Consider the following 22,033-nt stretch of genomic DNA (forward strand, 5'->3'; position numbering starts at 1 on the left):
CAAAGAATTAATTTGATTAAAATAATTTGACGGTAGATATACTTTAATAAGTAAAAAAAGCTATTCACGTGAATTAAGCCCTTGTTTCTTCAGTAATTAAAACGGGTAAATCCAATAAACGGGCTACTTTTAATTCTGCTTCTCTAAATTCACTTTCACTACAAGGATCACAGGCTAATTTACCCAAAGTATCAGGTCTCATACGAGTACGTTCTACCAGAGGATTAAACTCATAAAGACAAATAATTTTCACCTCCTCACCCTGGCATTTAAAATATTGCCCGCCGCCTTTTGATTTCATAAAAATGGGTTCCTGATTCATGGCTTTAATTTTATAAGTAGGTATAACTACATTTAAAAAGATGAATAAGTGAAGAACATTACTCTAGGTTTTGATAATGCCCTTCACTTAAAGTATGACTATGCTGCCCGACGACCGGGTAATGAAATTAAATGCATGTCTAATTCCGGTTTAATTCGTTCGGTAAACCGCCGTTGTACAAAACCATTTTTTAAATAATCGGGTAGTGTGCCCAGAAACTCGCGGTAGGCCGTTACACCCATGGCTTTTACTACATAAGCTTCGTGGATGGCGTTGATATGATCCACGATATCCAGTAAAGACACGTGAAAAAGTTTGAAATCAACATCCACATTGACGAAGCGTTCAATCTCCCGGTTAGTTGACGAAATCCGCAGGCGGGAGAACAAATCCAGGAAGGTGGTTAAACCTACCCGTTCCGATAACTCCTGCCAGTGTTGGGCACTGAATTTCTCCAGAATTTTACCCGTCCGTTCGCTTCGCAAGGCCAGTGCCGGGTTACTCTGTAATTTCTGACGCAGCGACCGTAATTGTAGGGTACGCGTAGTCCGTAAAAACTGTCCGATCTGAGCCTGAGCCTCAAAAGGACTATCGGCCAATACCAGACCGGGATTCCGTTGGCCTTTCGGTAAACGATGAACGTGGTAATGATCCAGCGGGCCGTCGGCGTAAAAACTTAGGTAACGAGGGTAATACGAATTAGCAACCAGCCGGCTGGTACGACGGCGAATGTTTGCTTCGTCGCTCGTTAATACGCCCTGAGTGGCCAGGAATGCTCGCAGACCGTACCAGACACAGTAATAAGCCTGTGGGAAGGTCCAGTGTAAGGCATTGGATAAAAAGGAATCGTCACCCATCGTTGCGGTATTTCGCAGGGCGTATTCCGTATTCCACGCGTTGATTAACATTCGTTTGGTTACTTCAAGCGTAGTATCATTCATACGGGGAGAGAAGTTACGGAAACGCTCCAGATCGGAGAGTTTTCCGGCGGCTTCGGTTTCCCGAATGTGGTAATGAATTCCAAAAAAATGGTTCAGAAAAACGCGGGCTGCGATGGATTGCCGCCACTGTTCGTCGTCTTCCTGAAGGATCGATAACTGTTGCTGATTTTCTTGCATTTTTTCAAGTAGGCTTATGGATTAATATAACCAAATCTGCCTGCTTCATGTTCCCTGATAATGAATATTTTTTATCTATATAAGTGATTGTTTGTCAGTATTTTAATGAGTAGATTTTGAAAATTATTGGATTGTAAATCCTGCTCTTGAATAATAGTACTTATTAAAGAAACAAACCTGGTAAATGAGGGCTGGCTTTATTCTGAAAAAGGCTGAATCCAGCCTTTCCTTCCGTCGGATAATCGAATGAATTCATAGGAAGAAGCGATCCCCAACAGATCTACTGAAGTGCCTGATTTTAGCGTGTCTTCGGTGGTGGCGTCCCAGCTGGTTCGAAAGAACACATCTGTCGAAAGTTTCCGGCGATTCAGCCGTTTTTCGGGTAACTGCATACTTGTGGCCAGAACATAGCCACGAATGCCATCGGGCGTACTTACACGGTAGTAACCTTTAGTCGAAGCCTCTACCCAGACAATTGTATGTTTAGGAAGCCGTTGCCGGGTTACTTTTGAAGGAGGCAGGCTGCTAAAGAGTGGGGTCGCTTCCCGAGTCCGTAGCGTATCTCCCAACCGCCGGGTTACGGTGGCAGCGGGTAACTGTGAAGGTTCCACAAAAGCCAGCGGGTTAATGGGCCCTGAGCCGCGACGGTAAATGCCAAAGTGAAGGTGCGGGGCGGTGGTGATCGCATTACCAGTATTCCCTACGGTTCCAAGGGTATCTCCGGCTTGTACCCGTTGGCCTGACTGCACTAGGGGCTGGTCCAGGTGAGCGTAATAAAGCGAAAGATTCAATCGGTCAGCGGATAGATTAACTACATTTCCTCCCAGATTATTAACGCCAACGTTTGTAATTGTTCCGGGGACGGAGGCAATCAGAGGGGTGCCTCGGGGAGCGATGACGTCAATACCTTCGTGCGAACGGGCTCCGCCGTCACGGGCCGCTCCCCAGAAACTAATGATATGCTGAGTCGATTTTCCGGCCACTGGAAATTTGAGAATAGGCTGCGTACTCAGGCGAAGCGAAAAATCTTTTTTGGGCTGATCGACAGGAATTTGTACGCGTAAAACCAGTGGAAGATCTTCGGTGGTTTCGTAGGTAATAACCTCATTTTTAGGCTTGGCATAGGCTAGTCGCTGAGGCTTACCATTGGTCTGGAGCCGAAATAAATCCAGGAAATACAGACTATCAGAATGAAACAACTGAGCTTCCAGCCGCCGACCAGCAGGTAAGGTAAACTGGTAACTAAAAGCCCGTTGGCCCCCGGCTGGAAAAATGCCGTCTTCACGAAAGGGAAGGGAGATGATTAACGAATCAGCGAGAGCCGCCTCGCCCGCCAGCATCCAGGTTTGAACCGCATCGGTTTCCAGTATTTTCTGCTTACGCAAACTTCGAATGTATTCGTCCCGGGGAGATTGCTCTCCCAGTAATGCCTGAATACCCGGGCCGGTTTTACAGCTATGGAGCCCAATCAGTAAGGCAAGGAGGCATACATTATAAACAAATCTTTTCATGGCTAATGGAATGGTTATCAGGGTGATAAACCCAGAAAAGTGAATGCCAGTAACATTGGCTGGGGTGAAATATCTACGGAATCAGTTGGTTGATTGAAAGGGAAAGAGGGCCGGAAATCGTCTTGAGTAAGAACCTAAGAATGCCCATGAGAAAACTACTGATTCTAATTCTATTACTGGCAACCCTGGCTTTTCAACTGAAAGAGAGTCCGACGCAGGTATTCCTCATCGGTGATTCTACCGTGTCCAATAAACCCAATCCCGCCGATCCCGAACGCGGTTGGGGACAAGTGTTACCTGAATTTCTGGACGAAAAGGTAAGCGTTCAGAATCATGCGGTTAACGGTCGTAGTACAAAAAGTTTTATTAACGAAGGCCGTTGGAAAAAGGTCGTAGAAGGCTTGCATAAGGGCGACTGGGTACTGATTCAGTTTGGGCATAATGACGAAAAAAGCCAGGATACTTCGCGTTACGCAGCCCCGCAGAGTACTTATCGTGACAATTTAAAACGTTTCATCAAAGAAGCTCGGGCAAAGGGAGCAAACCCCGTACTGATTACGCCAGTGATGCGTCGAAAGTTTAATGAAAAAGGCCAGTTTGAAGATACGCACGGGGATTATCCCGCAGCGGTTAAAGCCGTAGCGGCTGAGCAGAGAGTCCCCCTGATTGATTTACATGCCAAGAGTCGCCAGGTTATCGAGAAAATGGGGGTTGAGGAATCGAAAAAGCTGTTTTTATGGTATACGAAAGGGTATTACGCCACCCGCCGGGAGGGCGTAAAAGACGACACCCACTTCTCGGAATACGGTGCCCGCACGATGGCAGCCCTGATTGCAGGTGGTATCCTAGAAGAGAAGTTAGACTTAGCCAATCATCTGAAAAAGAGTTCGTTTGCAGAGAAACTAGCGTACGAATTACCGATCATTTATCAACCCATTTTTCGGAAAGATACCTTCAATATTATTATATACGGAGCAAAAGCTGACGGGCAAACGCTGAATTCAGAGGCGATTAATCGGGCGATCAAGGCCTGTAGCGAAGCGGGTGGCGGAACGGTCGTGATTCCTTCCGGCCTTTGGCTGACGGGTCCGGTTATCTTGCAGAGCGATGTGAATCTGCACCTTGATCGTGGGGCTGTGTTGCAATTCAGCGAAAACAAGGATCATTATCCACTCATCAAAACGACCTGGGAAGGACTCGATGCCATTCGTTGTCAGGCTCCGCTGTATGGGAAAGATGTGCACGACATTGCCATTACCGGCGAGGGTTACATCGATGGAGCGGGCGATGTCTGGCGAGCCGTGAAGAAAAGTAAGCAAACAGCTCCGGCCTGGGATAAACGGGAGGCTTCAGGTGGGGTAGTCGATGGCGACATCTGGTATCCTTCCGAGCAGTTTTTAAAGGGAGCAAAATCGAAGGTTGCGGTTAGTATTGCCAACGGATTTGACATGAGAAAGTCAGCCGAAATCAGGGATTTCCTACGTCCCAACCTGCTGAGTCTAACCAACTGCCGGAATATTTTGTTGGAAGGAGTTACCATTCAGAATTCCCCCGCCTGGTGTTTGCATCCACTGCTCTGTCAGGATATTAGTCTGATTAACCTCAAGGTTCGTAACCCCTGGTACGCTCAGAATGGCGATGGTATTGACCTGGAATCCTGCAAAAATGCTTTGATTGATGGCTGTACGTTTGATGTCGGAGATGACGGCATTTGCATCAAATCTGGTCGTGATGCCGAAGGTCGCAAGCGGGGAGTACCCACGGAACATGTGATTGTAAAAAATAGTACGGTTTTTCATGCTCATGGGGGCTTTGTGGTAGGTAGCGAAATGTCGGGAGGGGCCCGGAATCTGTACGTGTCTAACTGTAACTTCTTAGGAACGGACGTGGGGCTACGTTTAAACGGCCCGCGGTCGGGGAGGTATCGTGGAAGACGTCTATGTAGCGGGTATTCAGATGACGAACATTCCCGGTGAAGCTATTCTTTTTGACACGTATTACCTGGCGAAAGATCCGGTATTATTAACGGGTGAAAAGGCTGATCCACTGGCTATTCAACCTGAACCTTTGAACGAAGGAACGCCCCAATTTCGCAGATTTTATGTTCGAGATGTAGTCTGTAAAGGAGCCGAAACGGGCATTTTAATTCGCGGATTACCCGAAATGAATATTCAGGATATTTACATTGAAAACTCCGTAATTGAAAGTAATAGAGGGTTAGTCTGTATTGAAGGACAACGCATTACCCTGAAAAACGTGCAGCTATTAACGAAACAAACGCCCGTTTTGTACGTGCAAAATAGTCAGCATATTACCTTCGATAAAATGGGTTATAAACCTTCATCGGATCTGTTGTTAAAAGTTTCCGGGGAGCGTTCAAAAGACGTTGAGTTATTACATACCGATACTTCAAAAGCCAAAAAAGTAAGAGAAGGCAAGTAATACCCTTGGATAAGAAAATTCTGAATAAGAGACGCGATCAATCGCTTCTCCTTTTGTATGGAACGGTTTATTACGCATTAAATCAGCCACTATAATTACAGCAACTAACCTCTATCTAAGAAAATTATGGCACTCAATCCGAAAGAATTACGCTTTGTAAAAGCGAATGGGATTCCCTGGGAAACCGTAGGCGATGGACTCAGACGCAAGGTATTCACCTACGATGCAAACCTGATGATGACCATGGTAGCCTTTGAAATGGGAGCTGTGGGAAGCATGCACCAGCATCCCCATACGCAGGTGAGCTATGTAGAAAGCGGGGTGTTTGAAATTACCATTGGTGAAGAAGTAAAGGTCTTGCATAAGGGTGACGCCTATTACATTCCACCGAATATTCTGCACGGAGCAGTCTGTCGGGAACCGGGTGTTCTAGTGGATGTTTTTACGCCCATGCGGGAAGATTTTATTGAATGAAAAGGTAACCTAACCAGTTACCTTTTTTATTATGCAGCCATAAGTTCATACGTTAGAATAATCATCTATTTTCGATAAAAATCGCTTCTAAACCATTTGCAATGAGATCTATTTTAATTCATTACGGCGTCTACTCGCTGGCTTTGAATATGATGGCTTGTCAAACCCACCCCAAAGCCAGTGAGGCAAGTCAGGATTCAACGAAAGCTTTACCCAAACCTCTGATCACTGAGCTTTATACGGCTGATCCTTCGGCTCATGTTTTTGAGGGAAAAATTTACATTTATCCTTCGCATGACATTGAAACCGGAGCAAAACAGGATGAAGACGGAGGGCATTTTGGAATGAAAGATTACCACGTGTTTTCGCTGGATAGTGTAGGAGGAAAAGTAACCGATCACGGCGTGGCTCTGGATATTAAAGACATTCCCTGGGCGGGGCGGCAACTTTGGGCTCCCGACGCGGCTTTTGTCAACGGAACGTATTACCTCTATTTCCCGGTAAAAGACAAGCAGGATGTATTTCGAATGGGCGTAGCTACAAGTCCTTCGCCCAGTGGTCCCTTCAAGCCCGAGGCTAAGCCGATGGAGGGAACGTATAGTATTGATCCTGCTGTTTTTACGGATGATGACGGCCAGGCTTACCTGTATTGGGGCGGCATCTCGGGAGGGCAGTTGCAACGCTGGCGAACGGGAACATATGATGCAAAAGGCACCGAACCTGGAAAGGATGAAGCGGCGTTGAGTCCGAAAGTGGGTCGGTTAACGAAAGACTTTTTGAAGCTGGACGAGAAAGGGCGGGACGCTCAGATTGTGGATGATGCGGGTAACCCTTTGAAAGCAGGAGACCACGACCGTCGTTTCTTCGAAGGGGTCTGGATGCACAAATACAAGGGGCAGTATTACCTGAGTTATTCCACGGGCGATACGCACTTTCTGGCCTATGCCGTAGGTTCTTCGCCCTATGGTCCGTTTACGTATAAAGGCACGTTTATGAACCCCGTAAAAGGCTGGACTACGCATCATTCCATTGTTGAATTTAAAGGCAAGTGGTACCTTTTTTACCACGACTCAGAGTTATCGGGTAAAACGCATCTGCGAAACATTAAAGTCCGGGAAATCAAACACACCGCTGATGGAGGGCTCGAAATGATTGAGCCTTATCAGTAAACAGAAAAGGGTTACGAATCTGTTTTCGTAACCCTTTTCGTAAAGATCCTGTATTTCGATTATTTAGGTAATAAAGCCGTTACCTGCTCTACGAATTCGTCGCTGTTATAATTAGCCATCCCTTCGTTTCTGTAAACGATTTTACCTTCGGAGTCAATCAGAAAAGTAACCGGAATAGCCTGCGTTTCAAACTGCTTGGGTAAGTTACCCGTTGGAGCATAAACCGGGAAGGTAAAGCCTTCTTTTTCATGAAATCGCGGGCAGCCTGGATGTCTTCGTCTACGGTTAGCATCACGAATTCAACGGGTTTCCCCTGCATTTTCTTATAGAGCTTTTCAATGTCTGGTAACTCCGCCCGGCAGGGAGGACACCACGTAGCCCATACGTTCATGAAAACTACTTTCCCTTTCAGATTACTCAGGTTAGTGGTTTTACCGTCCAGCGTTTGCAGGGGGAAATCGCCCGCTTCGGCGGTAGTTTTTACGGAATCAGCAGAAGCAGTTGTTTCGGCAGTATCGGTTTTTGACTTACTCTGGCAACTGGTTTGAACATACGAAAGTCCCGTGAGGCACAGGATGGTAAGGATTACGGATGCCGTACGTTTCCCGAATTTCATGAAGTGTTGTTTTATTTATACCAGGTTTTTAGCGAAACATCTTTTGAATGTTCCTGAGCATAGCTCAATAATGCTGCAATATAAGGGATGTTTTTAACTCCTTATTCATGATCAGACACGGAGTTTACCAGCTCACTTTTAGGTTTTTGGGTTAACTTACCCACCGTAAGCCCCTGAACAATAAGCGAGAATACGACAACGAAGTAGGTAATGGCCTGAAATAAATCGCTATTGAGGTGTTCGTCAATGGAAAGGGCCAGAGCCACGGATACCCCGCCTCGAAGTCCTCCCCAGAGCAGAATAATCATAGACTGACGATCCAGTTTTTCACGGAAAGGAATAATCGCCGAAGGCACCGCGATGGAAATCAGTCGGCCCAGTAATACAACAACAATACTAATCAGCCCAATTTCCCAGTATTTACCCAGATCGGGGATCAACAAGAGTTCAAAACCAATGAGCAGGAACAGACAAGCGTTCATGATTTCATCAATCAGCTCCCAGAATTTTTCCAGATAATCCTGGGTAACTTCCGACATGGCCTGCGTTTTTCCGTAGTTACCTACCACCAGGCCAGCGGCTACCATCACTAGCGGACCCGAGATGTGCATGGCTTGAGCCAGGAGGTAACCTCCCATCACAATAGCCAGCGTAATCATGACGGAAACTTTGTAGTCGTCGATTCTTTTGATGGCTTTAGAACCGATAAAGCCCAGCACCAGGCCTACGGCCAAACCACCTATCGCTTCTTTCACTAATAATAAGGAAATCGTACTTAAAGAAAAGTTGGTTTCGCCTTCCCGGGCCATTTCCAGCAGCGTCAGGAAAACGACTACAGCTACGCCATCATTAAATAAAGATTCGCCCGCAATTTTGGTTTCCAGTGATTTAGGAACGTCGGCTGCTTTCAGGATACCCAGCACGGCAATGGGATCAGTGGGAGAAATCAAAGCTCCAAACACCAGGCATTGTACAAAGGGAATGCCCATATTCAACCAATTGAGGGCCAGGTACATAAGTCCGCCCACCAGTAAGGTAGAGAGGACAACGCTAATCGTGGAGAAGACAATGACGTATCGTTTTTCTTCCCGTAAATCATTAATGTGAATATGGATGGCTCCGGCGAAGAGCAGGAAGTTTAGCATTGCTCCCATGAGGATTTCCTCAAGGTTGGCACCTTTAATAAAGCGGGCAGCATTATCGAATAAATGCGGCCAAAAACGGCCCACGCTTACCAGAAACAGCGATGAAACCAGAGCCATAACCATGATCCCAATCGTAGCGGGGAGTTTGAGATACCTTAAGTTGAGATAGGCAAATATGGCAGAGACAACGATAAGTACAGAGAAGGTGTAATAGAGTTCCATAGGGTGATGAGTTGATACACAGCTTACTAAAAAACAACGCCTGGGTAGTAGAGTTGTTTTAAAGTCGGTTTAAGTTTTGCGGAATTTCCTATTAGAAAATTTTAATGTGCTGCTTTGTTCTTTCGGATTTGCAATTCCAAATCGTCAATCAGTTCCCCGGGTTGTCACCCGGGGCCACTCGTAATCAAATCCCGCTGGGGTTATGAGGTAAGTTGAATAGGGTCTGCTCTCTGCTCATCCGCCCTGGTTGGTGTCCTCACCAACCAGTATGCTTTTAGTAATAGCTGGAGATGACATCAGCTAAGGCGGGAGGATTTGTAATTTCAAATCATCAACCAGTTCCCCGGGTTGTCCCCGGGGCTATTCATAATTAAACCCCGCTGGAGTTACGAGGTAGGTTGAACAGAGGCTGCTCTTTCGGATTTGTAATCCGAAAGCCATCTGTCAGGGATTTGTAATCCCAAATTTTAATGGAACAGCTATGCCTTCGTTAACCCAAGGCTATCTACATTAAATCTCGCTAGATTACTAAGCCAGAATCACTTCTTATGGCCGATTAATAAAAAATTCGTATTCAAACGAAGATATTCCTGCTTAGTCTGTAATAGAATGGGCTTTTTACTGTCGCGTTTTTAACGGTTTCCTGTATCTTTGCCCCCCGAATTACGTTTTCTAAACATTCGATTTTTCGAAAGACCTTTTATGGCCGAACAACAAGAACCCGCTGGCTCGCTCAAGGACATCATCGCCCATGCCAAGGAGTACGGCTTTGTTTTCCCTTCTTCAGAAATTTACGACGGATTACAAGCTGTGTATGACTACGGTCAATACGGCGTTGAACTAAAAAATAACCTGAAATCGCTGTGGTGGAAAGCCATGACGATGCTGAATGATAATGTGGTAGGGATTGATGCCGCCATTTTTATGCATCCCCTTACCTGGAAAGCTTCTGGTCACGTTGATTCCTTTAACGATCCGATGATCGACAATAAGGATTCAAAAAAACGCTATCGGGCCGACCAGTTACTCGAAGCAAAAGCCGAAGAGTATGCCAACAACGGTCATACCGAACGTGGAGATGCTTTATTACACCAAATGGGCCGTCTGCTCGACGCAGGTGATCTGGAAGGTGTACGGGAGCTGATTATTTCAGAAGGAATCAAGTGCCCCATTTCTGGAACGGACAACTGGACGGAAGTACGTCAGTTTAACCTGATGTTCTCGACTCAGGTAGGTGCCGTGTCGGACGATGCCAGCCTGATTTACCTGCGTCCCGAAACGGCTCAGGGGATCTTTGTTAACTTCCTGAATGTTCAGAAAACGGGCCGGATGAAAGTTCCTTTCGGTATCGCCCAAATTGGTAAGGCGTTCCGAAACGAAATCGTAGCCCGTCAGTTCATTTTCCGGATGCGTGAATTTGAACAGATGGAAATGCAATTCTTCTGCCGCCCTGGTACCGAGATGGAATGGTACGACAAGTGGAAAGAAACCCGCATGAAGTTCCACCAGGCTATCGGAATTCCAGCGGATAAACTGCGTTACAAACCCCACGATAAGCTGGCTCACTACGCCAACGCTGCCGTGGATATTGAATACAAGTTTCCCTTCGGTTTCCGCGAAATGGAAGGAATTCACTCGCGTACCGATTTCGACTTAAGCAGTCACCAGGAGCTTTCCCGCAAGAAGCAGCAGTACTTCGATAACGACCTGAACGAAGAAGGTAAGCCTTATGGCAATTACATTCCTTACGTGGTTGAAACATCCGTAGGAGCGGACCGTCTGTTCCTAGCGGTGTTGAGTAATGCTTATACGGAAGAAACGTCGGAAGACGGAAAGTCTCGCACGTATCTGAAATTCCACCCTGCTATCGCTCCGATCAAGGCTGCCATTCTGCCCATCGTGAAGAAAGATGGGTTGCCTGACAAAGCTCGTGAAATCCAGAATGCCTTAAAATACGATTTCAACGTATTCTACGAAGAACGTGACAGTATCGGAAAACGCTATACCCGTCAGGATTTGATCGGAACGCCTTTCTGTATTGCCGTTGACTACCAGACGCTGGAAGACAACACGGTAACCATTCGTCACCGGGACACGACAGAACAGCAACGCGTAGCTATTTCTGAATTGAAGAGCATCATCGGCCATGCCGTTTCACCTGAACGCGTGTTCGAAAAATTATAATCGTACCATTTGAATAAGGGGTATTGGCTGGTAACGGTCAATACCCTTTCTGTTGTTTATGATCAAAACTCAGCGAGAATCTGCCCATTCAGCCGATGCTACTTTATTAATCGGGGAAGCCGTGCAGGAGTTAAGGCGGCGTTACCCCGGCTTTGAAGCCAATGAATATACAGCCAGCGAAGCCGATCAGATGGGAGCCGCTTTTGCTATTGCCCGTCTGGATGGAGTACCCGTAGGCTGTGGAGCTTTACGTCCCTTTGAAACGGCGAACTCGGTCGAGATCAAGCGAATGTTTGTTCGGGATGCCTACCGTCGGCAAGGGATCTCCAGGCAAATTCTGGCTTTTCTGGAGCAAACGGCCCGGGAGTTAGGGTATCAAAAGATCGTGCTGGAAACGGGTACCAAGCAGCCTGAAGCCATCCAACTGTACCACGTATCGGGTTATCATCGGATTCCCAATTTTGGCGAGATTACGGACGAAACCATCTGTGTATGCTTCGCCAAGGAGCTGTAGCAAATGCTTAACTGTGGTATAACTTTTTCTGGGCAAGCCAAATAGAAAAAGCCGCCTCATTTTGAGGAAATCTCAGGTTAAAATGAGAAAAATTATACAAAAATAAAAAAAGTTATATCTCAATCGACGCTTTAGAAGTGGCTTGTTAACTAGCTGGTTTCTAGTAAATAAAATATTTTACAAAAAATCTTTCGGTGAATTTGAGGCTTAAAATAGCCTTAAAGCCGCCGAAAGATTTTTTTTATTCTAGCCTTTGTGGGCTATCTTTATGAACCTCGTTGTGACAACTAACCGAATTTTATGCTAAGAAAAGTTCTTCTGGCAGGTATTTTTACTTGCTTCCTGAATGTATCTTTTGCTCAACAAGCGGCCAGTAATCAGGTTCAAGCTACCCGAGTCGAAGGTTTTACCAACAAAGTACTTGATTTCGCCGAACAGCATCTTCACATTCGCTATCGGTCCGGCGGAACTACCAAAGGTGGTTTTGATTGTAGCGGTTTCGTTCGCTTTTGCTTCAAAAACTTTGGTATGTTATTACCCCACTCCAGTGCCTCCATGGGTTCCATGGGCCACGCCGTAGGAGTGGACGAGTGCCGTCCCGGAGATCTGATCTTCTTTAAAGGAAGTAATTCACGAAGCCGTAACATCGGTCATGTAGGTATTATTTCTGAAGTGAAGGATGGTAAAATCAAATTCATTCATTCTGCTTACAATGGTGGTGTACGTTTTGACTGGCTCGATCAGGAAAGATATTACCAAAACCGTTTTGCGGGCATTCGCCGGGTGGTAGGTGTGTTAGATTTATTACCCGATCAGTCCTAGTATTCATTTGATTTCAAATGCAAAAAGAAGAGGCCCCGATGAGTCGGAGCCTCTTCTTTTTTACACGAGGGGTATTCATCAGGTCAAACTTTCAAACCTAATCCAACCCCTTATTAACTAGGCATTTTCAAACTGACGCAGGAAACGAACGTCGTTTTCTGAATAAAGGCGTAAATCACGAACCCGGTATTTCAGGTTAGCAATTCGTTCGATACCCATGCCAAAAGCAAAGCCTGTGTATTTATTCGAGTCAATACCGCAGTTATCCAGCACGTTAGGATCAATCATTCCGCAACCCAGAATTTCTACCCAGCCGGTGTGCTTACACATGGAGCAGCCTTCGCCCTTACAGATCGTACAGGAAATATCCATTTCTGCACTAGGCTCGGTGAAGGGGAAGTAAGAGGGACGGAAACGTACCTTGAACTCCTGACCAAATAGCTCCCGTGTGAACTGGTACAGGGTATCTTTCAAATCTTTGAAACTTACGTTTTCGTCAATATAAAGTCCTTCCACCTGATGGAAAAAGCAGTGAGCACGGGCTGAAATCGCTTCATTACGGTACACTCGACCGGGCATGATGCTTCGCAGCGGAGGTTTCTGGTTCTGCATCAGACGAATTTGTACGTTAGACGTGTGCGTACGCAACAAAATATCCTTACCGTGGCCTTTCTTCTCAATGAAAAACGTATCCTGCATTTCGCGGGCTGGGTGGTTTTCGGGGAAATTCAGAGCGGTGAAGTTGTACCAGTCTTCTTCAATTTCGGGTCCATCCGAAACATTAAAGCCCAGGCGAGCAAAAATTTCGACGATACGCTGACGAATTAAACTCAGCGGATGCTGACTGCCGGTTTCGTTCGGAATCGTAGGTAAGGTTAAATCAACATCAGGAGCAACCTGCTGGCTTTGCGAATTTTCGAGCTGATCCTGAGCAGTTTGAAATTTATCCTGAGCTAGATTTTTCAATCCATTCAATTCCTGTCCCATGGCTTTACGCTCTTCCACCGGAACATTTTTCAGTAACTCGAACAGGCCGGCCACGGCACCTTTACGGCCTACATAGGCAATCCGGAATTCTTCTAGCTGTTCTTTCGTGGTAATGGTATAGTCAGCAATCTGCTGACGAACTTCATTGACTTGCTCTATCATGACACAAAAATAATGCAATTGCTCGGGCGAACGGATGTGATCTTTTGTTTTTCGCCGTGATTACGTAAAAATACGTGTTTGAACAAATTTGAAGGAGAATTGTTTGGATCGAATTGCTCATTTTTTCATATTTGTCTTAAGTAATTTTATACTTCAACCTTCAATCGATTATGTACAGTAACCCTGCATTAGGTGCAGCCTCACAAAAATGGGCTGTTCCCGACGGTACTATTCCCGTCTTTGATCGTCGTATTCAGTATGTACCTGTTGATGAAATCATCATGATTGAGGGCGACGGTAACTACACCAACTTTTCCTGCACCAACGGTCGGCGTATTATGGTTTCCAAAACCCTCCGCGACTATGAAAAACTATTAGGTGAGAATTCCCCATTTTTCCGAATACATAAATCCTATCTAATTAATAGGCGGTTTGTGCAGCGATATGATGTACGCGGAGAAGATTGCGTATGGCTCAAAACAGGACATATTCTGTCTATTGCCCGTCGCCGCAAACATGAATTCGATCAGTTCATGCGTCAGCATGCACGTAGAAATTAAGTCTTACTTTTTTATTGATTAGGTGCATTCCCATAGCGGCGAACGCCTGATTTGCCGTTATCCTAACCCAAGAAAAACGTCCGTCCGATTCCCGAGCTTTTCTTTGGGTAGGCAATGACTTGGTTGGCTCTAAAAGACCTTGATTCCCAGCGTTACCTGCCAGTTTTTAGATTTTTGCTTGAATGGGTCGCTACCATTTGGCGTTTCAATGTTCACAAAGCGTACGTTTGAAATGCTGTCTTCATAACGAACATCCAGCGAGAAATTACCAATGTCAACTCCACCGCCCAGCTGATAACCCCAGGCTGCCTGTTTGAAGGTGTCGTTAATACTGCCGCTGGTATATTTGGTAATGGCATCCTTGATGCTTTCGTTGGATCCAATCATGAATGAGGCTACCGGACCCGCATTTACCCGCAATGGTCCTAGGCGTAGCCCTACCAGTAAGGGAACGTCGATGTTCTCCGTTTTTACCTTCACCTCCATTGGTGTACCCGTGGGGTTACCATTCGCATCGATTACCTGAACCATGTACGAACCACCTTTGCCCGAGTAAAGAGCTTCCGGCTGAATGTACAGGGTACGTCCAAAACGCATCCACACGCCACCTACGAACCCGGTACGGGTATTCAGGCTTTCTTTCAGATTTTCACGAAGCGTAGAACCCTGGTATCGTCCATTTGCTATAAAGTTACCCGTTTTGAGTTGGGAAAGGTTAGCTCCAGCCTTGATTCCTAGCTGAAACCAGGGCCTGTCGTTTTGAGCAAAGGTTGAAGCTGCCGACAGGACTAGGAAGCAGCAGAGTAAAAAGTACTTTTTCATGGTTATAATAAGGAATAAGTTGAAGAACTTTTATAAAACGCTATTCCAGTGGTATTTTGTTATGCATGAACTCTTGAAACGAAAAGTATTTTTTTGATATATACGTATTGTTGAGTAAATTACTTGGTAGCAGCCTCTGAAACGGCTGTTTGTATTGTTTTATGGCAAAAGTTAAAACTTCATATTTCTGTCAGAATTGTGGGTATCAGGCGGCTAAATGGCTGGGACGTTGCCCGGCCTGTGGCGAGTGGAATACCATGGTGGAGGAGATCGTTCAGAAAGCTGAACCCGAGAAAGGCCGCTGGCGACCCGCTTCTTCAGGACCCGTTATTGCGTCTAAACCGAAGGCAATTTCCGAAATTAATTACAGCGAACAACCCCGTTTACTAACGCCCGATGCGGAATTAAATCGCGTACTCGGGGGTGGAATTGTGCCGGGGTCATTGGTATTAATTGGCGGAGAGCCGGGTATTGGTAAATCCACGTTGATGTTACAGATTGCCCTGAACCTGCCCGGTATCCGCGTATTGTATGTGTCGGGTGAAGAGTCGGATCAGCAGATCAAGATGCGAGCCGAACGGCTGGGGAATAATTCTAACGATTGCTTCATTTTAACGGAGACGTCAACGCAGAATATCTTCAAACAGATTGAAAACTTCGAGCCGGATATTCTAGTGATAGATTCCATCCAGACCTTACAATCCAATCTGGTCGAATCGGGAGCGGGAAGTGTTTCGCAAGTGCGGGAATGTACGGCTGAGTTAATGAAATTCGCGAAAGAATCGGGCACGCCGGTATTCATGATTGGTCATATTACCAAGGACGGAAATCTGGCCGGACCGAAAGTGCTGGAACACATGGTAGATACCGTCCTCCAGTTTGAAGGCGACCGCCACCTGGCCTATCGAATTTTACGAACAACGAAAAACCGTTTTGGAAGTACCTCAGAATTAGGAATCTACGAAATGCAGGGGACCGGTTTGCGAGAAGTAAGCAATCCATCCGAAATTCTGATTTCACAGCGGGAAGATGCCTTAAGCGGTATTACCATTGGTACGATGCTGGAAGGTAATCGCACCTTACTTATTGAGATTCAGTCCCTCGTATCCATTGCTACCTACGGAACGCCGCAACGGAGCAGCACGGGTTTTGATGCCAAACGGCTTAATATGTTACTGGCCGTGCTGGAGAAAAGGGGTGGGTTCCGCCTCGGTGCCCAGGATGTGTTCCTGAACATTGCGGGTGGTCTGAAAGTAGAAGATCCGGCGATTGACCTGGCCGTATGTGCCTCGCTGGTTTCATCTTACGAAGATATATCCATTCCACCTTCGGTTTGTTTTGCGGCGGAAGTCGGCCTGGGAGGAGAAGTTAGGGCGGTTAATCGCATTGAAAACCGTATTGCGGAAGCTCAAAAATTAGGCTTCAAAGAAATCTGGATTTCCCGATATAATGCGAAAGGATTGGATCTGGATCAATACAAAATCAAGGTTCGGACAGCCTCCAAGCTCGATGAAGTTTTCATTTCATTATTGCGTTGAGTAAAACATTGCCCGTTTTCGGAATAGCACGTTTTTTGAAGCTAACCTATGTAGCGTAATAAAGCGAATAGACAAAGGCTTCATCTAAATCTGCACACGTATGAAAACGATAATATGCCTGTTTCTCAATACAATAGCCTGGTCTGGTTTTGCTCAGGACCTGGTGGCTGACACGGTTAGGCAAACCCTGAAAGCCAGAGTGGTAGAAGAATACGTAAGCGTAGATAACGCGGCAACAGCAACCGTCACTGAACGGCGGGTACGCCTGGTTAATAAAACGAGTCCGAAGGTAGAAACCAGAGGAAATGTAATTAATAAAAACGAACGAATCCCTGATTCACTTCGCATCCTGAAGCCTAATCCCAAAGCCCAGTCCAGGCCTGTAGATACTTTCATGCGATACAAACAGGATTGGACGGATCAGATTACGATGCAGGTTGACGAATTAAATCAGGAAATTCAGATGTTGCAGAATGCGGGAAGTAATCGTTCAGGAAGACTCCAGCAATTAACCCAGCTTCGAACGAAATCACTAGAAGTGCAGGCTGTTCTGGAAAAAGCCAATACTGAATTACAGTTGCAGAAGGCTATCGAAAAAGCAAAACCCGTCATCAGCCAAGGTAGACGATTTTTATCGGCAGGCTAGGTATAATGAATGGGAGAGTTTTTCGTTCTTTACTGGCTCAAAGCACAAGGAGTCCGCTTAACTATTGTAAACTCCTTTAAACCCAAAAAGAGCGATAAATTCGCGAACGTCGTTATTTTTGAACAAGCATAACGCACGTTTAACTAATTCTTGACCATGTCTAAATTTCGCATGTTCGCTGCTGCGGCAGCCGTTGTTTTTACCATCAACGCTCAAGCTCAGAGTATTGATGAGATCGTAAACAAGCACATTGAAGCCCGGGGTGGAGCTGAAAAACTGAAAGGCATCAAGACGCTGGTCATTGAAAACTCAATGACGATGCAGGGAATGGAAATTCCAATGAAGCAGATGATCGCAACGGGTCGTGGCTTGCGGATGGAAATTTCTGTGATGGGTAACGAAATGATTACGGCCATCGACGGTACTAAAGGCTGGGCTATTCGTCCGGCTATGATGGGTGGAACGGGAGAGCCCGAAGACCTGCCAGCCGATCAGATCAAAAGCTCAACCAGCCAGCTTGATCCCGCCGGACCGCTGTTTAATTACAAAGAAAAAGGCACCAAAGTAGAACTGGTAGGCAAAGAACCCGTTGATAAGAAGGAAAACTACCACCTGAAAGTGACAACTAAAGAAGGAACGCTGGTAGATTACTTCCTCGACGCAAATACTTTCCTGTTGACCAAGCAAGTGGCCAGCCTCAATATGCAGGGTCAGGACGTACGTCAGGAAATGAATTTTTCTGATTACAAGGAAGTATCGGGAATCAAATTCCCTCATACGATGGAAACAGCTTCGCCCATGGGTGGAGATATGACAGTTACCACTAACAAGATTACTGTCAATGGCCCAATCGATGAGAAAATCTTCGTGAAGCCTACTAAATAAAAAATTCAGTATAAGAAAAACTCCCACAGCCCTGTGGGAGTTTTTTTTTGCCCATCCGTGAGCAATAGGCTGGCATTCTTTTCTAGAGATATATCAAGGATCTTTGCTTTTGCGTTACTTACGTTCAAAACCTTCCCTGTTTATGAAAAAATATTGGTGGTCAATCTTCCTGGCAGGCCTGCCGTTGGCCAGCTTTGCTCAAAATTTCAATGGCTTTGCCCACAGTACTTCTGCTGGTATTCATAATGTTTACACGAATCCGGCCTTAATTGCCGGGTCTAAGTATAAGCTTCATATCAATTTGTTTGCAGGAAATGCAAACGTCTATAATAACTACGCCGAGTGGGTAGGTCCTTATAAACTTAATCGCCTCATTTTTGGAGGAATTCCTCAGCAATACCTTCGCTCGGATGGCCGTCCAGCTTTGCAACCTGAATATTTTCGGGAAAACCTGGACGGAAAACCTAAAAACGGAACGGGTACCGCCGAAATTCGCGGGCCGGGCTTATTAGTTGCTCTCGGGCCTAAACACAGCATTGCCCTCACCACTCGGGCCCGAGCTTCTGCCCAGGCGTTTGGGGTATCCGAAAACTTGCTTTCCCTCGTTCGGCAGGGCTTCGATTTTGCTACACTCTGGAATATCGCCAATGTCGATAACAAATTTTCCATCAATGGAAATATCTATGGCGAAGTAGCCTTGACTTACGGGGCAACCATGATCGAAGCGGGACCTCATACCCTGAAGGGGGGGATCACCGCCAAAAAATTGTAGGGTTTTATTCCGCTCACGTTCGAAACCGGGATTTGAAGTACCGAGTCATAGAAGATCCCGAACGGCCCGGAAAAGGACTCTTCGTCATGGATAACTTCGACGCTGATTTTGGATATACTTTACAGGAACCGATTAATGACGGCGTAGGCTTACGGAAGTTTCTAGGTCAGAAAATGCCTGGTTCGGGCTGGGGTTTCGATCTGGGTTTTGCTTATGAGTATAATGCAGAGGAAGACGAGTCGGGCCGGTATAACTTACGACTTTCGGCTTCTGTCATGGATGTTGGGACCGTTCGTTACGAAGACCCTTCCCAGATCAGGGGATATACTATTCTAAGATCTAATAAGACGATACGTCAGGAGGATTTTGATAATGTCAAAGGAAGCGATGAGCTGGTTCGGTTGATTGAGTCGAAAATGGAATTGCAACCCAGTGAAGCTAAAACCAGTTTTGTGACGGGATTACCCATGGCTCTGAATACCAATGCTGATTTGCGACTGAGCGAAGAGATTTTCGTGAATGTTTCTTATATTAAAGACCTGCGTTCAGTGAATGCATTATCCGCCCGTCAGCCTACTGTTTTTTCGGTAACGCCACGCTGGGAATCAGCTTCGGGCCTGGAAATTGCCGTACCTTTGAACTGGATGTTTAATACGTTCTCTCCGGGCATAGCCATGCGATTAGGGCCTATTTTTGCCGGAACAGATAACATGGTTGGCTTATTCAGCAATAGCCGCAGAATTGCCCCCCGGGGAATGGATGTCTACGCCGGATTAAGTGTGCCCTTATTTAAAAGAAAACCCAGATATTAAGCTATTTACTGATGAAAGTTGGAATCGTATTTTCGGGGGGAGCAGTGAGGGGATTTGCTCATTTGGGCATTATGAAAGCGTTACATGAAATGGGGATTTTCCCCGAACATATTTCTGGCGTTAGTGCTGGTTCGATTGTGGGAGCCTTTGCTGCCTGTAAAGTAGATGCTGAAGAGGCCTATGACCTGATTGAGCGAAGCAATTATAAAAGTTACCTGAAGCTGGCCTTTAGCCGCATGGGATTTCTGAAACTGGATAAAGTCGAGGATTTACTTCAGCAACATTTGCCCAAAACCTTCGAAGAGTTAGCCTTGCCTTTGACGGTGAATGCCACAGATCTGACGACAGGAGAGGAGGTTTTCTTTGGTTCAGGTCCGCTGATTCGACCGATTACGGCCTCCTGCTGCTTGCCGGGTTTATTCGAACCAGTAACGATTAATCAGCGACAGTTGATTGATGGCGGTGTGTTGAACCACATGCCCTACGAGCCTCTGGAAAGTCATTGCGATGTACTGATCGGATGCCATTGCAATCCTGTTGGGTATCTGGATACGCCGATTACTTCCATGAAATCCGTATTAATGCGGAGCTTGTATCTGGCAACGGCGAAAGCCAGCCATCTGAAAGCTCAGCGATTTGATGTCTTCATCGAGCCCCCACAATTACAGAATTTCAATGTATTCGACACCAAAAAATCCCGCGATATTTTCAGGATTGGCTATGAATACACGCTACAAATGGCCCCACAACTAGAGAAGCTGCGAGAGCAGATTAGCTGTTGATTCAATTATAATATACCCTTTCGTGTTTAAACTATAAAGACCTTTTCAGCTACACTGAATCATCTTTAATAGTTTTTATTAAATAGAAAAAGGCCCCTAAGCTTTAAAACTTAGGGGCCTTTTCGATGAATTAAATTAATACCCTGGATTTTGAACCAATGATGTATTGGTATCTATCTCTCTCTGAGGAATAGGTAGTACAAGCCGGGCGTCATTGTAAAGGATCGAAGAACTAATGTTACGGCGAGTTCTGCGAAGGTCGTGTAGGTATTCTCCTTCAAAAATAAGCTCCAGCTTACGTTCTTTCAGGATATCACTGCGAGTAATACTGGTTAACGCTGCTAAACCTGCTCTGCTACGAATTCGGTTGATATCCTCAAGTGGAGTAGCACCTACCTGCGTATTGAGCATGAAGTTTGCCTCTGCTCTGGTCAGATACATTTCAGCTAATCTAACCTGCGTAACGTTGGCGTATTGATCCTGATATTTTGCTGTGAAAATCCGACCAATGCCATCCTGAATAAAGAAATTGCCTCGCACTTTATCACCATAAGCGGCATACTCATTCAGTAATTTAGCCTGAATACGTACATCATTACGTCCTCCGTTAGCACTGGAGCCATAATAAGTTAACAGGCTGTTAGTTCCGTCCTGAATGGTAATGAGCGTTGAAAAGATAGACTCAGAACTGGGAACTCCTCTACGATTTTTGTAATCATTGAAGACTTTCGAATAATCAGCTTCTAAAGAATACAGGCCCGAAGCAATAACACGGTTAGCTGCATCACGAGCGGCTGCATAGTTACCTTGCATCAGATAAACTCTCGAAAGAATAGCAGCGGCAGCAGCGGCATTGGCACCGTTGGCAGTAACGGGGCCATTTTTTAAATCAGCTTCTGCTTTAGTTAAGTCAGCAATGATCTGCGTATATACGGCAGAAACAGAATTCCGAGGCACAGAGTTAGCTTCTGTAATGGGAGCTTTCGTTGCCGTTAATACTAAGGGTACACCAGGGTTAACCGTATTATCGCCATCACCCCAAGCCTTAGCAAACAACCGTACAAGGTTGAAGTAAGAAAGCCCACGAATGAAGAGAACTTCTCCTTCGGCTGCGGCACGTTGAGCGTCTGTATCCAGTTTGCCCAGATTTTCCAGAACGTTGTTCGTTCGGTTAATGGTGCTATAACCGTTTCTCCAGGTTAGACTGATTTGCGAGTTAGTAGCAATCATTGTCTTCCGCCAGAATTGCTGATGAGTGGCAAAGGTTCCGGCAAAACGAACGTCGCCGTCATCGGCTAATAAATCAGCGATATACTGAACGGCTCCAGAGCCAAATTCAGTACTTCCATATCCATCATAGCATCCTACCACAGCACCAAGGACGTCGCTGGAGGTTTGTAGTGCTTTATCTTCATCTACCGACTGAACAGGATCAACATTGAGTCGGTCACCGCATCCCCAGACCATAAATCCGGTGAGCATAGCCGCTGTTAATTGTAAAAAACTATGTCTTTTCATAAGAATGTCT

The 22,033-nt window shown here is 45.8% G+C and carries 20 protein-coding genes and 1 pseudogene; 13 read left to right on the forward strand and 8 right to left on the reverse strand.

The genetic code is table 11. The annotated features are described in order from the left end of the window. Positions 1 to 73: 73 nt before the first annotated feature. The 3 genes from BWI96_RS04480 to BWI96_RS04490 form a co-directional block, all read right to left on the reverse strand. Positions 74 to 322, reverse strand: a complete 249-nt coding sequence (locus BWI96_RS04480) for a hypothetical protein (RefSeq protein WP_106635492.1) — start codon at positions 320 to 322, stop codon at positions 74 to 76. A gap of 98 nt (positions 323 to 420) precedes the next feature. Further along, positions 421 to 1,440 carry a hypothetical protein gene (locus BWI96_RS04485; protein ID WP_106635493.1) on the reverse strand — a complete coding sequence of 340 codons (1,020 nt, stop codon included), beginning with the start codon at positions 1,438 to 1,440 and terminating at the stop codon, positions 421 to 423. A 197-nt stretch (positions 1,441 to 1,637) separates the two neighbouring features. Continuing rightward, positions 1,638 to 2,951 carry a M23 family metallopeptidase gene (locus BWI96_RS04490; RefSeq protein ID WP_106635494.1) on the reverse strand — a complete coding sequence of 438 codons (1,314 nt, stop codon included), beginning with the start codon at positions 2,949 to 2,951 and terminating at the stop codon, positions 1,638 to 1,640. Positions 2,952 to 3,097: 146 nt separating this feature from the next. Here BWI96_RS04490 and BWI96_RS04495 point away from each other — a divergent pair, with 146 nt between their 5' ends. From BWI96_RS04495 to BWI96_RS04505, 4 genes are all read left to right on the forward strand, one after another. Next, positions 3,098 to 4,927: a glycosyl hydrolase family 28 protein gene (locus BWI96_RS04495; RefSeq protein ID WP_369804064.1), complete on the forward strand. Its 1,830-nt coding sequence runs from the start codon at positions 3,098 to 3,100 to the stop codon at positions 4,925 to 4,927. After that, the gene (locus BWI96_RS23130) at positions 4,878 to 5,393 is read left to right on the forward strand and encodes a hypothetical protein (protein ID WP_369804065.1); all 516 of its coding nucleotides are present in this window, start codon (positions 4,878 to 4,880) and stop codon (positions 5,391 to 5,393) included. Before BWI96_RS04495 ends, BWI96_RS23130 begins: the two co-directional genes overlap by 50 nt. 126 nt (positions 5,394 to 5,519) lie before the next feature. Next, positions 5,520 to 5,867, forward strand: coding sequence for a cupin domain-containing protein (locus tag BWI96_RS04500; protein WP_106635495.1), 348 nt, complete (start codon positions 5,520 to 5,522; stop codon positions 5,865 to 5,867). Between the two features lie 101 nt (positions 5,868 to 5,968). Beyond that, positions 5,969 to 7,036, forward strand: coding sequence for a glycoside hydrolase family 43 protein (locus BWI96_RS04505; RefSeq protein ID WP_106635496.1), 1,068 nt, complete (start codon positions 5,969 to 5,971; stop codon positions 7,034 to 7,036). A gap of 157 nt (positions 7,037 to 7,193) precedes the next feature. Here BWI96_RS04505 and BWI96_RS04510 read toward each other — a convergent pair whose 3' ends face one another. Together BWI96_RS04510 and BWI96_RS04515 are read right to left on the reverse strand one after the other, a co-directional pair. Then, positions 7,194 to 7,652: a TlpA disulfide reductase family protein gene (locus BWI96_RS04510; RefSeq protein WP_106635497.1), complete on the reverse strand. Its 459-nt coding sequence runs from the start codon at positions 7,650 to 7,652 to the stop codon at positions 7,194 to 7,196. A 101-nt stretch (positions 7,653 to 7,753) separates the two neighbouring features. Further along, positions 7,754 to 9,019, reverse strand: a complete 1,266-nt coding sequence (locus BWI96_RS04515; RefSeq protein ID WP_106635498.1) for a sodium:proton antiporter — start codon at positions 9,017 to 9,019, stop codon at positions 7,754 to 7,756. A gap of 702 nt (positions 9,020 to 9,721) precedes the next feature. Here BWI96_RS04515 and BWI96_RS04520 point away from each other — a divergent pair. The 3 genes from BWI96_RS04520 (at position 9,722) to BWI96_RS04530 (ending at position 12,539) form a co-directional block, all read left to right on the forward strand. Further along, positions 9,722 to 11,203: a glycine--tRNA ligase gene (locus BWI96_RS04520; protein ID WP_106635499.1), complete on the forward strand. Its 1,482-nt coding sequence runs from the start codon at positions 9,722 to 9,724 to the stop codon at positions 11,201 to 11,203. A gap of 58 nt (positions 11,204 to 11,261) precedes the next feature. Then, positions 11,262 to 11,717, forward strand: a complete 456-nt coding sequence (locus tag BWI96_RS04525) for a GNAT family N-acetyltransferase (protein WP_106635500.1) — start codon at positions 11,262 to 11,264, stop codon at positions 11,715 to 11,717. A 300-nt stretch (positions 11,718 to 12,017) separates the two neighbouring features. Further along, on the forward strand, positions 12,018 to 12,539 hold the full coding sequence (locus BWI96_RS04530; RefSeq protein ID WP_106635501.1) for a C40 family peptidase: 522 nt from the start codon (positions 12,018 to 12,020) through the stop codon (positions 12,537 to 12,539). Positions 12,540 to 12,656: 117 nt separating this feature from the next. Here the strand turns inward: BWI96_RS04530 and pheS are convergent, their stop codons facing one another. Then, a complete protein-coding gene (gene pheS / locus BWI96_RS04535; protein WP_106635502.1) occupies positions 12,657 to 13,688 on the reverse strand; it encodes a phenylalanine--tRNA ligase subunit alpha in 1,032 nt (343 codons plus the stop codon). 170 nt (positions 13,689 to 13,858) lie between these two features. Between pheS and BWI96_RS04540 the strand changes: the two genes are divergently transcribed. After that, a complete protein-coding gene (locus tag BWI96_RS04540; RefSeq protein WP_106635503.1) occupies positions 13,859 to 14,248 on the forward strand; it encodes a LytTR family DNA-binding domain-containing protein in 390 nt (129 codons plus the stop codon). Positions 14,249 to 14,377: 129 nt separating this feature from the next. Here BWI96_RS04540 and BWI96_RS04545 read toward each other — a convergent pair whose 3' ends face one another. Beyond that, positions 14,378 to 15,070, reverse strand: a complete 693-nt coding sequence (locus BWI96_RS04545; RefSeq protein ID WP_106635504.1) for a porin family protein — start codon at positions 15,068 to 15,070, stop codon at positions 14,378 to 14,380. A gap of 161 nt (positions 15,071 to 15,231) precedes the next feature. On the opposite strand from BWI96_RS04545, the gene radA reads away from it, so the two are divergent. From radA to BWI96_RS04575, 5 genes and pseudogenes are all read left to right on the forward strand, one after another. Next, complete coding sequence (gene radA / locus BWI96_RS04550; protein WP_106635505.1) at positions 15,232 to 16,608, forward strand: DNA repair protein RadA; 1,377 nt, start codon at positions 15,232 to 15,234, stop codon at positions 16,606 to 16,608. Between the two features lie 100 nt (positions 16,609 to 16,708). Beyond that, positions 16,709 to 17,254 (forward strand): hypothetical protein, encoded by a 546-nt coding sequence (locus tag BWI96_RS04555; RefSeq protein ID WP_106635506.1) that lies wholly within the window; start codon positions 16,709 to 16,711, stop codon positions 17,252 to 17,254. A 156-nt stretch (positions 17,255 to 17,410) separates the two neighbouring features. After that, positions 17,411 to 18,139, forward strand: coding sequence for an outer membrane lipoprotein-sorting protein (locus BWI96_RS04560; RefSeq protein WP_106635507.1), 729 nt, complete (start codon positions 17,411 to 17,413; stop codon positions 18,137 to 18,139). Between the two features lie 142 nt (positions 18,140 to 18,281). Continuing rightward, positions 18,282 to 19,723: pseudogene (locus BWI96_RS22145) on the forward strand (DUF5723 family protein). Positions 19,724 to 19,734: 11 nt separating this feature from the next. After that, positions 19,735 to 20,505, forward strand: a complete 771-nt coding sequence (locus BWI96_RS04575) for a patatin-like phospholipase family protein (RefSeq protein WP_106635510.1) — start codon at positions 19,735 to 19,737, stop codon at positions 20,503 to 20,505. A gap of 135 nt (positions 20,506 to 20,640) precedes the next feature. Here BWI96_RS04575 and BWI96_RS04580 read toward each other — a convergent pair whose 3' ends face one another. Beyond that, complete coding sequence (locus BWI96_RS04580; protein WP_106635511.1) at positions 20,641 to 22,023, reverse strand: RagB/SusD family nutrient uptake outer membrane protein; 1,383 nt, start codon at positions 22,021 to 22,023, stop codon at positions 20,641 to 20,643. Positions 22,024 to 22,033 lie beyond the last annotated feature (10 nt).

Origin of the sequence: Siphonobacter sp. SORGH_AS_0500 (assembly GCF_002838835.1) — a bacterium.
GTDB lineage: Bacteria > Bacteroidota > Bacteroidia > Cytophagales > Spirosomataceae > Siphonobacter.

What these genes read in the sequence shown, in the direction of transcription:
- BWI96_RS04480 (WP_106635492.1), bottom strand. Translation starts at nt 322, where the DNA reads ATGAATCAGGAACCCATTTTTATGAAATCAAAAGGCGGCGGGCAATAT.
- BWI96_RS04485 (WP_106635493.1), bottom strand. Translation starts at nt 1,440, where the DNA reads ATGCAAGAAAATCAGCAACAGTTATCGATCCTTCAGGAAGACGACGAA.
- BWI96_RS04490 (WP_106635494.1), bottom strand. Translation starts at nt 2,951, where the DNA reads ATGAAAAGATTTGTTTATAATGTATGCCTCCTTGCCTTACTGATTGGG.
- BWI96_RS04495 (WP_369804064.1), top strand. Translation starts at nt 3,098, where the DNA reads ATGAGAAAACTACTGATTCTAATTCTATTACTGGCAACCCTGGCTTTT.
- BWI96_RS04500 (WP_106635495.1), top strand. Translation starts at nt 5,520, where the DNA reads ATGGCACTCAATCCGAAAGAATTACGCTTTGTAAAAGCGAATGGGATT.
- BWI96_RS04505 (WP_106635496.1), top strand. Translation starts at nt 5,969, where the DNA reads ATGAGATCTATTTTAATTCATTACGGCGTCTACTCGCTGGCTTTGAAT.
- BWI96_RS04510 (WP_106635497.1), bottom strand. Translation starts at nt 7,652, where the DNA reads ATGAAATTCGGGAAACGTACGGCATCCGTAATCCTTACCATCCTGTGC.
- BWI96_RS04515 (WP_106635498.1), bottom strand. Translation starts at nt 9,019, where the DNA reads ATGGAACTCTATTACACCTTCTCTGTACTTATCGTTGTCTCTGCCATA.
- BWI96_RS04520 (WP_106635499.1), top strand. Translation starts at nt 9,722, where the DNA reads ATGGCCGAACAACAAGAACCCGCTGGCTCGCTCAAGGACATCATCGCC.
- BWI96_RS04525 (WP_106635500.1), top strand. Translation starts at nt 11,262, where the DNA reads ATGATCAAAACTCAGCGAGAATCTGCCCATTCAGCCGATGCTACTTTA.
- BWI96_RS04530 (WP_106635501.1), top strand. Translation starts at nt 12,018, where the DNA reads ATGCTAAGAAAAGTTCTTCTGGCAGGTATTTTTACTTGCTTCCTGAAT.
- pheS (WP_106635502.1), bottom strand. Translation starts at nt 13,688, where the DNA reads ATGATAGAGCAAGTCAATGAAGTTCGTCAGCAGATTGCTGACTATACC.
- BWI96_RS04540 (WP_106635503.1), top strand. Translation starts at nt 13,859, where the DNA reads ATGTACAGTAACCCTGCATTAGGTGCAGCCTCACAAAAATGGGCTGTT.
- BWI96_RS04545 (WP_106635504.1), bottom strand. Translation starts at nt 15,070, where the DNA reads ATGAAAAAGTACTTTTTACTCTGCTGCTTCCTAGTCCTGTCGGCAGCT.
- radA (WP_106635505.1), top strand. Translation starts at nt 15,232, where the DNA reads ATGGCAAAAGTTAAAACTTCATATTTCTGTCAGAATTGTGGGTATCAG.
- BWI96_RS04555 (WP_106635506.1), top strand. Translation starts at nt 16,709, where the DNA reads ATGAAAACGATAATATGCCTGTTTCTCAATACAATAGCCTGGTCTGGT.
- BWI96_RS04560 (WP_106635507.1), top strand. Translation starts at nt 17,411, where the DNA reads ATGTCTAAATTTCGCATGTTCGCTGCTGCGGCAGCCGTTGTTTTTACC.
- BWI96_RS04575 (WP_106635510.1), top strand. Translation starts at nt 19,735, where the DNA reads ATGAAAGTTGGAATCGTATTTTCGGGGGGAGCAGTGAGGGGATTTGCT.
- BWI96_RS04580 (WP_106635511.1), bottom strand. Translation starts at nt 22,023, where the DNA reads ATGAAAAGACATAGTTTTTTACAATTAACAGCGGCTATGCTCACCGGA.